At 59.2% G+C, this 13,727-nt stretch carries 12 protein-coding genes; 3 read left to right on the plus strand and 9 right to left on the minus strand.

Features of this window, described 5'->3' with window-relative positions; all coding sequences use genetic code 11:
- Positions 1 to 5: 5 nt before the first annotated feature.
- From PUT78_RS08900 to recA, 3 genes are all read right to left on the minus strand, one after another.
- Positions 6 to 299, minus strand: coding sequence for a DUF1330 domain-containing protein (locus PUT78_RS08900; protein WP_274351901.1), 294 nt, complete (start codon positions 297 to 299; stop codon positions 6 to 8).
- Entirely contained in the window at positions 296 to 2,956 is a 2,661-nt protein-coding gene (gene alaS, locus PUT78_RS08905; RefSeq protein WP_274351902.1) for an alanine--tRNA ligase, read from the minus strand. Before alaS ends, PUT78_RS08900 begins: the two co-directional genes overlap by 4 nt.
- A gap of 240 nt (positions 2,957 to 3,196) precedes the next feature.
- Positions 3,197 to 4,264, minus strand: coding sequence for a recombinase RecA (gene recA / locus PUT78_RS08910; RefSeq protein ID WP_274351903.1), 1,068 nt, complete (start codon positions 4,262 to 4,264; stop codon positions 3,197 to 3,199).
- A gap of 263 nt (positions 4,265 to 4,527) precedes the next feature.
- On the opposite strand from recA, the gene PUT78_RS08915 reads away from it, so the two are divergent.
- Positions 4,528 to 4,734 (plus strand): hypothetical protein, encoded by a 207-nt coding sequence (locus tag PUT78_RS08915; RefSeq protein ID WP_274351904.1) that lies wholly within the window; start codon positions 4,528 to 4,530, stop codon positions 4,732 to 4,734.
- A 6-nt stretch (positions 4,735 to 4,740) separates the two neighbouring features.
- On the opposite strand, the gene PUT78_RS08920 is transcribed toward PUT78_RS08915, so the two are convergent.
- Entirely contained in the window at positions 4,741 to 5,316 is a 576-nt protein-coding gene (locus tag PUT78_RS08920; RefSeq protein WP_274351905.1) for a hypothetical protein, read from the minus strand.
- Between the two features lie 251 nt (positions 5,317 to 5,567).
- Between PUT78_RS08920 and PUT78_RS08925 the strand changes: the two genes are divergently transcribed.
- A complete protein-coding gene (locus PUT78_RS08925) occupies positions 5,568 to 6,260 on the plus strand; it encodes a DUF502 domain-containing protein (protein ID WP_274351906.1) in 693 nt (230 codons plus the stop codon).
- Here PUT78_RS08925 and PUT78_RS08930 read toward each other — a convergent pair.
- Together PUT78_RS08930 and PUT78_RS08935 are read right to left on the minus strand one after the other, a co-directional pair.
- Complete coding sequence (locus PUT78_RS08930; RefSeq protein WP_274351907.1) at positions 6,253 to 7,287, minus strand: patatin-like phospholipase family protein; 1,035 nt, start codon at positions 7,285 to 7,287, stop codon at positions 6,253 to 6,255. The two genes, PUT78_RS08925 and PUT78_RS08930, sit on opposite strands and share 8 nt — an antisense overlap.
- A gap of 196 nt (positions 7,288 to 7,483) precedes the next feature.
- Positions 7,484 to 8,257, minus strand: a complete 774-nt coding sequence (locus PUT78_RS08935) for a 3-hydroxybutyrate dehydrogenase (protein ID WP_274351908.1) — start codon at positions 8,255 to 8,257, stop codon at positions 7,484 to 7,486.
- A gap of 295 nt (positions 8,258 to 8,552) precedes the next feature.
- Between PUT78_RS08935 and PUT78_RS08940 the strand changes: the two genes are divergently transcribed.
- On the plus strand, positions 8,553 to 10,370 hold the full coding sequence (locus PUT78_RS08940) for an extracellular solute-binding protein (protein WP_420793482.1): 1,818 nt from the start codon (positions 8,553 to 8,555) through the stop codon (positions 10,368 to 10,370).
- 39 nt (positions 10,371 to 10,409) lie between these two features.
- On the opposite strand, the gene PUT78_RS08945 is transcribed toward PUT78_RS08940, so the two are convergent.
- The 3 genes from PUT78_RS08945 to PUT78_RS08955 form a co-directional block, all read right to left on the minus strand.
- On the minus strand, positions 10,410 to 11,282 hold the full coding sequence (locus tag PUT78_RS08945) for a LysR family transcriptional regulator (protein ID WP_274351909.1): 873 nt from the start codon (positions 11,280 to 11,282) through the stop codon (positions 10,410 to 10,412).
- A gap of 66 nt (positions 11,283 to 11,348) precedes the next feature.
- A complete protein-coding gene (gene nagZ / locus PUT78_RS08950) occupies positions 11,349 to 12,350 on the minus strand; it encodes a beta-N-acetylhexosaminidase (RefSeq protein ID WP_274351910.1) in 1,002 nt (333 codons plus the stop codon).
- Positions 12,347 to 13,426 carry an SPOR domain-containing protein gene (locus tag PUT78_RS08955; RefSeq protein ID WP_274351911.1) on the minus strand — a complete coding sequence of 360 codons (1,080 nt, stop codon included), beginning with the start codon at positions 13,424 to 13,426 and terminating at the stop codon, positions 12,347 to 12,349. Before PUT78_RS08955 ends, nagZ begins: the two co-directional genes overlap by 4 nt.
- Positions 13,427 to 13,727 lie beyond the last annotated feature (301 nt).

A 13,727-nucleotide genomic window follows, 5' to 3' on the forward strand; every position in this document is an offset into this window, starting at 1 on the left:
GAAGTTCAGTCCGGGTTGACCTCTTCAACGATGACCAGATCCCGTTCAGCCGCGCCTTTGGCAAACCCAAGGGCTTCCTGATAGGCCGCTGAATGATAGCAGGCGACCGCGTCTTCCAACGACGGAAACCGCGCGACAACGTTGCGCGCGCGATCGCGCCCTTCAAGCTGAACATAGCGCCCGCCCCGTGCGATAAATACGCCGCCATGCGCCGCAATCGCCCCTGTCGCCCGTTTGGCATATTCGCCATAGGCGTCAGGGTCCGTTACCTCAACATGTGCAATCCAAAGCGCGCTCATACGGATTCCTTTTCTATCAGGGACAGGGCCGCGGCCAGGGCCGCATCGGCATTTGCAATATCAGCCCCGCCGCCCTGTGCCATATCCGGGCGACCACCTCCGCCCTTGCCGCCAAGCCCGGCCACAACCGCGCGCACCAGCTCAACAGCGGAAAACCGGTCAGTCAGATCCGCTGTCACACCTGCCGCCACGGCTGGTTTACCTCCGGTATCGGCGATAAGGATAACCGCTCCGGAGCCAAGTTTCTCTTTCATCGCGTCTATCAGTGGCGGCAGATCCTTGCCTGACACGCCGTCCATGACCTTGGCAATGACCTTGATACCTGCCACATCGCGCAGGTCATCCCCACCATCACCACTGCCACCCATTGCCACCTGGCGCTTCAATTGCGCGATCTCGTTCTGAAGCGCACGGCGTTCATCCAGCAGAGCGCGGACACGCCCGCCCACATCCTGCGCGGGGGCTTTCAGCAGGCCTGCAATATCCGACAGGCGGGCATCCTGCGCGCGCAGATATTCCAGTGCGGCTTGCCCGGTCAGCGCCTCGACACGGCGCACCCCGGCGGATGATGCTGCATCCCCCAGCAGGACAAACGCGCCGATATCGCCAGTGCGTGCAACATGGGTCCCGCCGCAAAGTTCCAGCGAATAGGTGTTGCCATCATGCCCCTTGCCCGAACCGGGCAGGTTGCCCATGGACACAACGCGCACTTCATCACCATATTTTTCACCAAACAGCGCCTGCGCACCCAGCGCGCGCGCCTCATCGGGTGTCATGATGCGCGTTTCGACCGGGGTGTTCTGGCGGATGAAGCTATTCACCTCTGCCTCGATCTGCGCCAGATCATCTGCACTGATCGCGGCACCATGGCTGAAATCGAACCGCAGCCTGTCATGCGCATTCAGCGACCCTTTTTGCGCTACATGGTCGCCCAGCGCACGGCGCAGCGCTTCGTGCAACAAATGCGTGGCCGAATGGTTGGCGCGGATGGCGCTGCGGCGGGTATGGGACACTTCCAGCCTGACCGGCTGGCCGGTCACGATTTCGCCTTCGGTCACATTCGCGAAATGGATGATAAGCCCGGCAGATTTGCGCGTGTCGGTCACTTCGGCCACACCGGTGCCCGACCGGATAAAACCACAATCGCCCACCTGCCCGCCGGATTCGGCGTAAAACGGGGTCTGATTGGTGATGATCTGCACAGTGCCGGTGGCGGAAGCTACCTCTGCCCCGTCGGCGACCAGCGCAAGAACCTGGCCCTCTGCGGTTTCCATATCATCGCCCAGAAACTCTGCGGTGCCCAATCGATCCGCCAGATCGAACCAGATCGTGGCATCCGCAGCTTCGCCAGATCCCGCCCAGCTGGCGCGCGCGCGGGCCTTCTGTTCCGCCATCGCGGCGTCAAATCCCGCGACATCCACGCTGCGACCGCGTTCGCGCAAGGCATCCTGCGTCAGATCCAGCGGAAACCCGAATGTGTCATACAGCTTGAACGCCGCTTCGCCTGTCAGCGCGGCCCCTTCGGGCAACCCTTCCAACTCGGCATCCAGAAGTTTCAGGCCGCGGTCAAGCGTCTGGCGGAAACGGGTTTCTTCAGCGCGCAGGGTTTCGGTGATCAGGGCCTGCGCATCGCGCAATTCAGTATAGTGGCCGCCCATCGCCGTGACCAGCACGGGCACAAGGCGGTGCATCACCGGATCTTGCGCGCCCAGCATATGGGCATGGCGCATCGCGCGGCGCATGATCCGGCGCAGGACATAGCCGCGCCCATCATTGGCGGGCATCACCCCGTCAGCAATAAGAAATGAAACGGCGCGCAGATGGTCGGCAATGACGCGGTGGTGGGTCTTGCCCGGTCCATCGGGGTCTGAACTGGTGGCGTGGCTGGAGGCTTCGATCAGCGCACGCATCAGGTCAGTGTCGTAATTGTCATGCTTGCCCTGCAATAGCGCACCGATCCGTTCCAGCCCCATGCCGGTATCGATGGACTGGCGCGGCAGGTCAGTCAGGCGGCCATCTTCATGCTGTTCATTCTGCATGAAAACAAGGTTCCAGATTTCAATGAAACGGTCGCCATCTTCATCCGCACTGCCCGGAGGGCCGCCCCAGATGCTGGGACCGTGATCGAAGAAAATCTCGGTGCAGGGACCGCAAGGACCGGTCGGCCCCATGCGCCAGAAATTGTCATCAGTCGGAATGCGGATGATCCGGTCATCCGACAGGCCCGCAACCTTCTTCCACATATCCGCGGCTTCATCATCGGTATGATAAACAGTGACCAGAAGCCGGTCCTTCGGGATATCGAAATCACGGGTCAGCAATTCCCATGCAAAGGGGATCGCATCCGATTTGAAGTAATCGCCGAAGCTGAAATTCCCCAGCATTTCAAAGAACGTATGGTGACGCGCAGTATAGCCCACATTGTCCAGATCATTATGCTTGCCACCCGCGCGCACGCATTTCTGAGAGGTGGTCGCGCGATTGTAGTCGCGATGTTCCAACCCGGTAAAGACATTCTTGAACTGCACCATACCGGAATTGGTGAACATCAATGTCGGGTCATTGCGCGGAACCAGGGGCGAGCTGTCGACCACCGCGTGCCCGTTCCGGGCAAAGTAATCAAGGAAAGTCGTGCGAATGTCGTTCAGGCTGGGCATTTTTCACTCCGGCGCGGAAAACGGGACAGGGCAGGTTTGAAACCCGTTTATCCGCGCAGACAGGGCCTGTCCACACCTGAGCAAGAAACGCGCGTGACTGATCTGCGCAGAGCTGCGTAAATCCATGTCACGCGGCGACAGAACCACCCGGGTCGGCAGATGCTTCATCCGGAAAAACGAAATTCCGGCAGCGGGTTACGGTTCAGGCGCATGCCGGGTAAGCACACGCCTGAATGCCCGTCAATCCTCTGTCAGGGGGGTGTCACCATCTGCCATGGGAAAGTCCAGCCCATGGGCGGCACGGATCTTGTCTTCAATTTCCAGGGCGCGTTGCGGGTTTTCCTTCAGAAAGGTTTTCGCATTCTCCCGTCCCTGCCCGATACGTTCATCCCCATAGGAATACCACGCGCCCGATTTTTCAACCACGCCCGCCTTGACCCCAAGATCCAGCAATTCACCGGTTTTGGAAATGCCTTCGCCATACATGATGTCGAATTCCACCTGCTTGAAGGGCGGTGCGACCTTGTTCTTGACGACCTTCACGCGGGTCTGGTTGCCGACAATTTCATCCCGGTCCTTGATCGCGCCGATGCGGCGGATGTCCAGCCGGACAGAGGCATAGAATTTCAATGCATTGCCGCCAGTAGTGGTTTCGGGACTGCCGAACATGACACCGATTTTCATGCGGATCTGGTTGATGAAAATCACCATGCAGTTCGACCGCGAAATCGAACCGGTCAGCTTGCGCATGGCCTGCGACATCAGCCGCGCATGCACGCCGACATTCGAATCGCCCATGTCACCTTCAAGTTCGGATTTAGGCGTCAATGCCGCGACCGAATCAACCACGACCATAGACACAGCCCCTGAACGCACCAGCGTATCAACGATTTCAAGTGCCTGTTCACCAGTATCAGGCTGCGAGATCAGCAATTCATCCAGATTCACGCCCAGTTTGCGCGCATAAAGCGGGTCAAGCGCATGCTCGGCATCAACAAAGGCGCAGATGCCGCCTTTTTTCTGTTCTTCGGCCACGGCATGCAGCGTCAGCGTTGTCTTGCCCGAACTTTCAGGACCATAGATTTCGATGATACGCCCTTTTGGCAGACCACCGATCCCCAGCGCGATATCCAACCCCAGCGACCCTGTGGATGTTGATTCAATCTCTGCCACGGGGGCGCCTGCGCCCAGCTTCATGATCGACCCTTTGCCGAACTGCCGTTCAATCTGGGCAAGCGCTGAATCAAGCGCCTTTTGTTTTTCTGCCGTCCGCTTGTCAGTCATTGTCAGCAAATCCACTACAGCCATTGTTCCGCCCCTTATTCCACAGCGCGCCGCGCGCGGCAATCGCAGGTTTGTTCAACTAATGTTCCATAACCCAATCATCAGGACAAAGCGAGAACTTTTCGCATGCCCGCGCAATCAATCTGGCGATGATAGGTTAATAATCCGTTGATTTCCGGCATTGCGCCCAGCGCAAGGCGGGGTTGCCGAACCTGCACTGGTGATGTCAGCGCTTCTGACCTATCTTGAGGATCAAGGGAGGAAACACCTTCTGAAAGGGTTTCCAAATGGCAAGCATCACAACCAATATTCATATCGGCGGCAGCGCGTTCGGTAAGCGCCTTCTGGCATTTCTGACACATCTTGCAACATTGTCACCGACCTACAAGCGCATCACCTTTTACAACAGCAAATCGGACGAAGAACTGGCCGAAATGGGCATGAGCCGTTCAGATGTTCCGGCCAAGGTGTTCGGTGCGCGGCTGTATCTGTAACACGCGCTATCGCGCGTCCTGAAGACATGGCACATCTGCCTGCGCCAGCATTGATAATGTTTGCGCAGGATCGCCATGCAGCAGGTTGAACGCGCCCGGCGGCATGTCCGCTTCTGCCGCAAGACAGGTAAGCAGCGTCGCGAACAGCGCCTCGTTTGCTGGCGGGCAGTAGACAAGGCCGCAGGCCAACCCCTGCCCCAGGCGCTGGCCGAATCTTTGCGGGGCCTGCCGCACAGACCCGTGCAAGCAGACCGGATGGCGCATGTTGCCGTCACTGGCCCCAATACCGGCACCCAGTTGCACCATGGCTGTACGGTCAGGGCACGCGCCCTGCATGGCAAGCGCCTGTGCCAGATCATCAGCAGCCTGTGCAACGCGCGCGGAAAACCGCGCCAGCGCCGCAGTATCGGCCCCGCGCAGGCCTTTGCACAGGCGCGCTATATCCGCCGGTTCTGCGGCAATGACCTGCCCCGCCACCCTACCATCCAGGGTGACAACAGGTATCGCGCGCGTTCCCAGTGGCGCACGCCACGCACCACCGACATAATGCGTAAAAAGCCGTTCTGAAAAATCCTCATACATGGGTATGTCTGTAGCGCATGTTGTGCAAAAGTGGGAACCGGTTTTCTGCTTTCCCACATGCGGTATCAAAAGGTCAGAGAGCGGCGCTTGAACGCGAATGAGCGCGATACCTCTGCCCCACTGCCGGACTCCCGCAGGCGCATATGGCGCTACGTCATAGCTGCAGCCCTGGCGTGGCGTTTGCAAAGGCGCTTGCATCGCGGTGATGTCTGTCACATCTATGCAAAACACCTGCAACATGGAAGTATCGCATGAGCCAAGACCCAAGCAAACGCGGCCTGATCGCATCGCTCCGCGGCAATTTCATCGCCGGTCTGGCCGTAATCGCGCCCGGCGTGCTGACTATCTGGTTGGTCTGGAATGTGATCACCTGGATTGACGGGCTGGTTCTTCCGCTGTTCCCGAGCAGCTTTCACCCGCAGGCGGTGATCGGTCTGGATGTACCCGGAGCAGGGGTGATTGTCTTTGTGATCTTTACACTTGTGATGGGCTATTTCACCAAAGGCCTGATCGGGCGCACGCTGGTCAACTGGGGCGAACGCATAGTCGAGGCGATGCCGATCATCCGGTCCATCTATAATGCAGTCAAACAGATTGCCGATACGATACTGGCACGCACTGCACCCACATTCGACCGCGCCTGTCTGGTGCAGTACCCGCGTCCCGGCATATGGGCGATGGCCTTCATTTCCACGACCACGCGCGGGGAAATCGGGGACCACCTGTCCGAGAAGGGCGACATGGTATCGATCTTCCTGCCGACAACGCCCAACCCGACATCGGGGTTCCTGCTGTTTGTCCCGCGCGAAGATGTGATCGAACTGAACATGTCGATCGAAGACGCCGCCAAACTGGTCATTTCAGCCGGGCTGGTCTATCCCGACACGGGCAAGGGAAAGACGCGCAACAATGGCGTGGTACTGCCCGCCAGTGACCCTAGCTGAACATCGCTTCCAGATCGATTGTCGTGCGCGTGTTCAGATCCGCCATATGCTGGTCCAGAAAGCGATCACAGGCCACGCGCCCTGCTTCTTTCAGACTGTGTAGCAGATAAGGGGTTGGTGTGACCTTGCTGGTAACAGACAGCGTGTTCATCAACTCATCATCCGCAATCATATGCAACAGAACGTCCTTCATCTTTCCGCGCTCCATCCGGCCTTCGGCTATCAGGCGTTTGACAAAACCGATCGCCCGCATTTCCCGCAACAGGGATGAATTGAAACTGATCTCGTTCAGACGATTCTGAATTTCCTGCGCCGTGCGTGGCAGCGTGTCGCGGGTCAGCGGGTTGATATTCACAATCATGATATCATCAGGCAGATGCGCCTCGAACAAGGGAAACAACGCGGGATTTCCGGTATATCCGCCATCCCAGAAGGCCTCTTCCTTGCCGGATTTCGGGTCCGTGAATTCCACGGCCTGAAACAATGTCGGCAGGCAGGCCGATGCCAGGATGACATCGCAGGACAGTTCATCGCCGGAAAACACCCGTATCTTGCCACTACGCACATTGGTCGCAGCGATATACAGTTCCGGCCCCTCACGGCTGCACACATTGTCAAACCGCAGGGACCGCACGACCGGTTCCAGCGGGTTGCGATACAAGGGACCATATTGATAGGGGCTGGTCACCAGCGCTGCAATATCCATGGGCGATACCGGCATCACGCTTTCCATCCATGAATTTATCACACCGACCGGCGGCAAGGCCTGCGCGATCCAGCCTGTCAGGCGCAGGTCGTGCACTGCGCCCACCTGATGCCATATCTGGTCCAGCAGCGCGCGTGCGCCTGCGCGCCCGCCTTCGGTCATGCCCGCCTTCAGGGCCGCGGCGTTCAGCGCCCCTGCCGATGTTCCCGAAATCGCAGCAATCTCGATGCTGTCATCCTGTAGCAGGCGGTCCAGAACACCCCAGGTAAACGCCCCATGCGCGCCCCCGCCCTGCAATGCCAGATTGATGCGCTTTACCATTCAGCAGCCTTTCAGTAGCGCGCCTGGGTGGCGGGTGGCACAATGCCCCCGATCACCGGCGCGGCAGTTCACGTATATGCAGCTTCCGGACAACCACGCGCGGGCGAACCTGCGCAAAACCCTTTGGCGGGATGCACGACACCGCATCTTCACCTTGCCGGAAATATTCATTTCAACATCAGGGCCGCCCCCATCATCAAAGAGCCGTCCAGCCCCCATCAACCGAAATCGTGGTACCGGTGATCTGGGCTGCCGCATCGGAGCACAGAAACACTGTCGTCCCGCCGATCTGTTCAACAGTGGCAAATTCACCCGAAGGCTGACGCGACAACATGACTTCCCTGATGACCGTTTCGCGGTCCATGTTATGGGTCTTCATCTGGTCGGGGATCTGTTTCTCAACGATAGGTGTCAGCACATAGCCCGGACATATGGCGTTGCAGGTCACGCCCTTGCCTGCCGCTTCCAGCGCTGTGGTCTTGCTCAGCCCTACAACCCCGTGCTTTGCCGCGATATAGGCAGATTTATAGGGGCTGGCCGTCAGACCATGCGCGGATGCAATATTGATCACCCGCCCCCAGCCCTTGGCATACATTCCCGGCAGGGCCGCCGCGGTGGTATGAAAGGATGACGACAGGTTGATTGCGATAATCGCATCCCATTTGTCGGCGGGGAATTCCTCTATCCGGGCGACATGCTGAATGCCCGCGTTATTGACAAGAATATCGCAGCCGCCCGCCTTTTCGATCAGGGCGCGGCAATCATCTGCCTTCGACATGTCGGCCTGAATATATGTGACCGTCACACCGGTTTCGCTGGCAATATCTGCGGCGATCCGATGATCGTCAGACGTGTCGGTAAAGGAATTGATCACCACATCTGCACCGGCGCGCGCCAGTTCACGCGCAACGCCCAGCCCGATTCCCGAATTCGATCCGGTAACAATCGCGCGTTTTCCTGCAAGCTGCATTCTTCTGTCCTTCTTACATATTTCTCTGCCCTGCAGCATAGACCCTGCGCCGGTAAAAACCAAAGGGTAGCTGCGGGGGGAATGGTGATCCGAAGAAACGAATTGTAAAAAAAACGCCCGCACAAGGCGGGCGTCAGTAATTGAGGCAGGTTTCATACAGGCAAGAAACCTATCGAGCAGTGACTCATATATAGACCTTGTGACCGCACGTTCCAAGCTAAAAGTTTGAAAACTCTGTCAACCGACTGTAGCGTATAGGGAAACGCTGCCCGCATAACCCCCAGGAGTCGCTTCAATGTTATCACGATTTTATCAGCATACAGCAGCGATAATCGCCTTTGTGCTAAGCTGTGGCGCAGCTTTCCCTGCGCTTTCGCAGCCCAGCCATGGCATAGCTATGTATGGCGACCCTGCTCTACCACCAGATTTTGAACATCTGCCCCATGTCAACCCTGATGCGCCTGCAGGTGGACGAATCGTTCAGGGGGAAGTCGGCGGCTTCGATTCGCTTAACCCGCATATCCTGAAAGGGCGCAGCCCGTGGCAATTGCAATATCTGGCCTATGAAAGCCTGATGGGCCGCAACTGGGACGAACCCTTCACCCTTTACGGGGTTCTGGCCGAATCAGTCGAAACCGATGACGAGCGGTCCTGGGTCGAATTCACCCTGCGCCCGGAGGCGCGTTTTTCAGATGGCAGCCCCGTGACAGTGGAAGATGTCCTGTGGTCCTATGAAACGCTGGGCACAGAGGGGCACCCCCGCTATCACGGCACCTGGGCTCGCGTAGAAAGCGCAGAAATTACGGGCGAGCGGTCCATCCGCTTCACATTCACGGAACCGGACCGTGAACTGCCACTGATCATGGGCATGCGCCCGATCCTGCAAAAGGCCCAATGGGAAGGGCTGGATTTCGGCGAATCGGGCACATCGGTCATTCCGATCACCACGGGCCCCTATGTCATCGACCGCTTTGAGGCGGGGCGCTATGTCTACCTGAAGCGTAATCCCGACTATTGGGGCAATGACCTGCCGTTCATGCGTGGTCAGGCCAATCTTGATGAAATCCGCATGGAATTTTTCGGCGATGGCACCGCCATGTTCGAGGCGTTCACCTCTGGCATGCTGAATACCATGCGTGAAACCAATGCCAATGCCTGGAACACCCGCTATGATTTTCCCGCGATGCAGGCGGGCGAGGTGGTGAAATCGATCATCCCGCATGAACGCCCGTCAGGGATTGCGGGATTCGTGATGAATAGCCGCAATCCACTGTTTTCGGACTGGCGCGTGCGCGAGGCGATGATTCACGCCTTCAACTACGACTATATCCATCAGGTGATCAACGGGTCCGAAGACCCGCGCATTACGTCTTATTTCAGCAACTCGGTGCTGGGCATGCGCGACGGGCCGGCGACCGGGCGCGTGGCGGAGTTTCTGGCCCCTTTCGCAGATGATCTTCTGCCCGGCACGCTGGAAGGCTACACCCTACCTACATCAGATGGCAGCGTGGCAAACCGTGCCAATATGCGCGCGGCCACCAATCTGCTGGCAGAAGCCGGTTGGCAGGCCGACAGCGCCGGTTTGTTGCGGAATGATAATGGCGACCCGTTCCGCTTTACCATCCTGTTGCGGCAAGGGTCCAGCGAAGTGCTGGCCATCGCCAATATCTATACCGAAGCCCTGATACGGCTGGGCATGGATGTGAATGTGGCCCAGATCGATTCGGCGCAATATACTGAACGCACGAATGGGTTTGATTTCGACATGACCTATATGATCCGTGGTCTGTCGCTGTCCCCCGGCGCTGAACAGCGGCTGTACTGGGGGTCAGAGGCCGCCACCGCAGAAGGGTCGCGCAACTGGATGGGGGTGCAGAACCCGGCTCTCGATGCGCTGATCGAACGGCTGGTGACGTCCACCGATCAGGATGATTTCATTGCAAGCGCCCGCGCGCTGGACCGTGTTCTGACTGCGGGACGGCATGTCGTGCCCTTTTGGTTCAACGACCGCGCGCGCATCGCCCATGCCCGCGAATTGCAATATCCCGAACGCCTGCCGGTATATGGCGACTGGATCGGGTTTCAACCTGATGTCTGGTGGTGGCAGGAGTAGCAACTATAGCGGAAAACCGGTTCCCGGTTTTCTGCTTATCTAACCTGATGCCGGGGCCAGTATCTGCTTGAAGGCGGCAGTTGCGGCCTGAACCTTTGCGCTTCGATGCAGATCGACATGTGTGACCAGCCAGATCGGCACCGCCCATTCGGGTTGCGGCGCAAGCACCTGCACCAAGCCACCGGGCACAAGCGCGGGCGTCAGAAACCCAAGCCCCAGACCTGCGCGCGTTGCTTCGGCACGGACCATGGAACTGTTGCTGCGCAGGCCGACCTTATGCCCTGCCTTCTGCAGCCAGACATCGAACGGGGCGCGAATATGCGTTACATCCGCGCCGATGAACCGGTGGGTGCTCAGATCATCCAGATCCTTCGGGGTGCCATGCTGTGCCAGATAGCTTTCTGCGCCATACAGCGCGAAGGGCAGATGCCCCAGTGCCTGCACCACATTGTCCGGTTCCTGCGGGCGGGCACCCGCGCGGATGGCAAGATGCGCTTCCCCGTATTCCAGTTGCAACACACGTTCTTCGGTGCGCAGGCAGGGTTTCAGCGCGGGATGGGCGGCCACAAGTGACTGAACCGCAGGCATGATAAGCAGGCATAGCTCCGGGACTGTGGTGATCACCAGTTCACCGCTGATCCCGTCCTGCAACCCATGAAGTCTGGCAGCCAGCGCATCAAAATTCTGCTCGGCCCCCCCGGCCACTTCTGCCAATGCCTGACCGGCCTCAGTCGGGGAATAGCCCTTGGCATGGCGCTGGAACAGCTTGACACCAAGCCGGTCTTCCAGCGCATCAACATGCCGGATGACCGTTGCGTGATGCACCCCCAGCGCCTGCGCCGCCCCGCTGACAGTACCCGCGCGTGCAACATGCAGCGCAGTGCGCAACTCATCCCATGGGGCAAGGCTCATGCGGGTCAGCTCCGTTCGGGTATTTGCGACAGGATGGGCAGACGGGCGATGCGAAGTCAAGCAATGTCACGCTGTACCAAGAAGCGCATCATATTCAGCCTGCAATGCGCCCGTATCAGCCGCATCAGGGGCATTGCGTTGCGCCAATGCAGATTGCGCGCGCTGCCAGGATTCTGTGGTCAGGGGCGGGCATGTATCAGCAAGGCTGCGCATTTCATCCATATCACCATTGCAATGCAGAACAATATCGCACCCGGCCTGCAAGGCCGCAATCGCGCGCGCCGCAACCGGGCCGCTTAACGCCTGCATAGAAATATCATCGCTCATCAACAGGCCCTGAAACCCGATATTGTCGCGAATAAGACCAACCATCCGCGGCGATATTGTCGCGGGCAGATCAGGGTCAATGGCGGAAAACACCAGATGCGCACTCATCGCCAAAGGCAGATCGGCAAGCGCGTGAAAGGCCGCGAAATCCGTTTCTTCCAACACCTGAAGCGGGGTATCGACCACCGGCAGGGCCAGATGGCTGTCCATACCCGCACGGCCATGGCCGGGAATATGCTTCAGCACGGGCAAAACCCCGCCTGCCAGTAAGCCGTCAGCCATGGCGCGCGCGCAGGCAATCACGGTTTCCAGATCCTGCCCATAGCAACGGTTGTGCAGGATCGCATGGGTCTGCGCACGGGCAATATCCGCCAGCGGCGCGCAATTCACATTCACACCAACCGCGTGCAGTTCGGCCGCGATCAGACGGCCGCGCAGATACATCGCGCGTGCAGGATCGGGGCTGCGCCGGCTTTGCTCCAGCGCGGGGATCCATTCGCGCCAATGGGGCGCACGCATGCGCTGCACGCGCCCGCCTTCCTGATCGATCAGGATCGGCAGATCGCGCCCCAGCGCATCGCGCCAGTCCGATGTTAGCGCAGTAAGCTGGTCAGGAGTTTCGATATTGCGCGCGAACAGGATCGCCCCCCAAGGGGCCGCGCGCGCCAGAAAGCGCCGTTCCTGCGCGCCAAGCCGCGTCCCTTCGCACCCGAAAATCACCGCACGCGGTGCTGTGCTCATCGCACAAGAACCGGAATACAATCGATATTCTGGGCAACAAGCGCTGCGCAGAAACGCCGTGCATCACGTTCATCCTCGAACCCATGCGCGCGCAAACGATAGAAAACCGACCCGCCACTATGGGCAGCCTCGATCACGCGACCACGGTCATCAAGCAAGGGGGAGAAGCGGCGCGCCAACTGGTCCCATGCGGCACGCGCCGCAGGCGCATCATCATAGGCACCAAGTTGCACCAGCCGCGTGCCCGGCCCAATGCTGGCAGGGTCCACATCCAGCCCCCGCGGCGATGACAGACCAGCCGCGACCGAGGCCGCGATGGCATCAGCGTCCGAAGAACTGCTTGAAACTGTCGGCGCGGGTGCCTGTGCCTGTGGCTGGGTACGCGGCGCTGCGGCTGCAACCTGCACCGCCTGCCCACGCGCCGGTGGCCGGGGCGAGGTGGAAACCGCAAGCCTGTTCGGGGACACAAAACCCAGTGGCGCGCTGCTGGTTTCCGGGACATCGCGCTGCAGCGCAACAGGGACCGGCACCATTTCATCGACATTATCTGTCGCAGCGGGCTGCCCCTGATCAGCGCGGCGGGGATCAATATCATTTGCGCCCAGTCCCGTAGGCGGGGGCGCAAGAACGATGGAGTCGGGGTTTTCCACTTCGCCCGCAGCGGCTAGTTCATTGATGGACAGCCCCTGAAATGCAGCCTGTCGTCCACCCGGATTTTCAGGCGCAACACGCGATGGCCCTTCCAGTGCGCGCACCACCGGAACCCCGGATACATCGCGCTGCATCAACTGCCATGTCCAGATGCCCGCCGCCACCACAAGCGCAAGCGATGTCACCGCCCCCAATGCATGCACAACAGCTTTGGGCCGCATCCTGACATCATGCCCGCCACCACCCGAAAGCGGAACCTGCTGATGCGCAGCATGACGCGGCATATCATGATAGGGTGCATGCTGATGGAACTGGAGATCATGGGCGGGACCGGGTGCATAGGGACGCGCATGTTCCGGATAGGGCGCATATCCGCGCGCCGGTTCATGGACAGGGGCATATCCCGGGGCCGGCTGGCGCGTCATATAAGGGTCAGGATGTGGCGGATACCCCCCATCCCGGCCATATGCATGATAAGACCGTGCATCATTATGGCCATGGCCAGAACTATCTGACACTGGCACATGACCATAGGCATTATTTGCGGGAAAATACCTGCTCTCACCCATAACTGCCTCTTTCACGCGCAAGCCGCACAGAAAATCCCTGCGTCCGCACACATGTATTCCGACGTCTGGCAAGATGCCTGCTCGACACTGCCGCTGTTTGGCGCGTATTTTCGCGCCCATTTTTATTAATCACAGGGCGATCTGTGCCGCCCTGTCC

Origin of the sequence: Roseinatronobacter alkalisoli (assembly GCF_028745735.1) — a bacterium.
Classification (GTDB): Bacteria; Pseudomonadota; Alphaproteobacteria; order Rhodobacterales; family Rhodobacteraceae; genus Roseinatronobacter; species Roseinatronobacter alkalisoli.

What these genes read in the sequence shown, in the direction of transcription:
- PUT78_RS08945 (WP_274351909.1), bottom strand. Translation starts at nt 11,282, where the DNA reads ATGAGCCTTGCCCCATGGGATGAGTTGCGCACTGCGCTGCATGTTGCA.
- nagZ (WP_274351910.1), bottom strand. Translation starts at nt 12,350, where the DNA reads ATGAGCACAGCACCGCGTGCGGTGATTTTCGGGTGCGAAGGGACGCGG.
- PUT78_RS08930 (WP_274351907.1), bottom strand. Translation starts at nt 7,287, where the DNA reads ATGGTAAAGCGCATCAATCTGGCATTGCAGGGCGGGGGCGCGCATGGG.
- PUT78_RS08940 (WP_420793482.1), top strand. Translation starts at nt 8,553, where the DNA reads ATGTTATCACGATTTTATCAGCATACAGCAGCGATAATCGCCTTTGTG.
- PUT78_RS08935 (WP_274351908.1), bottom strand. Translation starts at nt 8,257, where the DNA reads ATGCAGCTTGCAGGAAAACGCGCGATTGTTACCGGATCGAATTCGGGA.
- PUT78_RS08915 (WP_274351904.1), top strand. Translation starts at nt 4,528, where the DNA reads ATGGCAAGCATCACAACCAATATTCATATCGGCGGCAGCGCGTTCGGT.
- PUT78_RS08925 (WP_274351906.1), top strand. Translation starts at nt 5,568, where the DNA reads ATGAGCCAAGACCCAAGCAAACGCGGCCTGATCGCATCGCTCCGCGGC.
- recA (WP_274351903.1), bottom strand. Translation starts at nt 4,264, where the DNA reads ATGGCTGTAGTGGATTTGCTGACAATGACTGACAAGCGGACGGCAGAA.
- PUT78_RS08955 (WP_274351911.1), bottom strand. Translation starts at nt 13,426, where the DNA reads ATGACGCGCCAGCCGGCCCCGGGATATGCCCCTGTCCATGAACCGGCG.
- PUT78_RS08900 (WP_274351901.1), bottom strand. Translation starts at nt 299, where the DNA reads ATGAGCGCGCTTTGGATTGCACATGTTGAGGTAACGGACCCTGACGCC.
- alaS (WP_274351902.1), bottom strand. Translation starts at nt 2,956, where the DNA reads ATGCCCAGCCTGAACGACATTCGCACGACTTTCCTTGATTACTTTGCC.
- PUT78_RS08920 (WP_274351905.1), bottom strand. Translation starts at nt 5,316, where the DNA reads ATGTATGAGGATTTTTCAGAACGGCTTTTTACGCATTATGTCGGTGGT.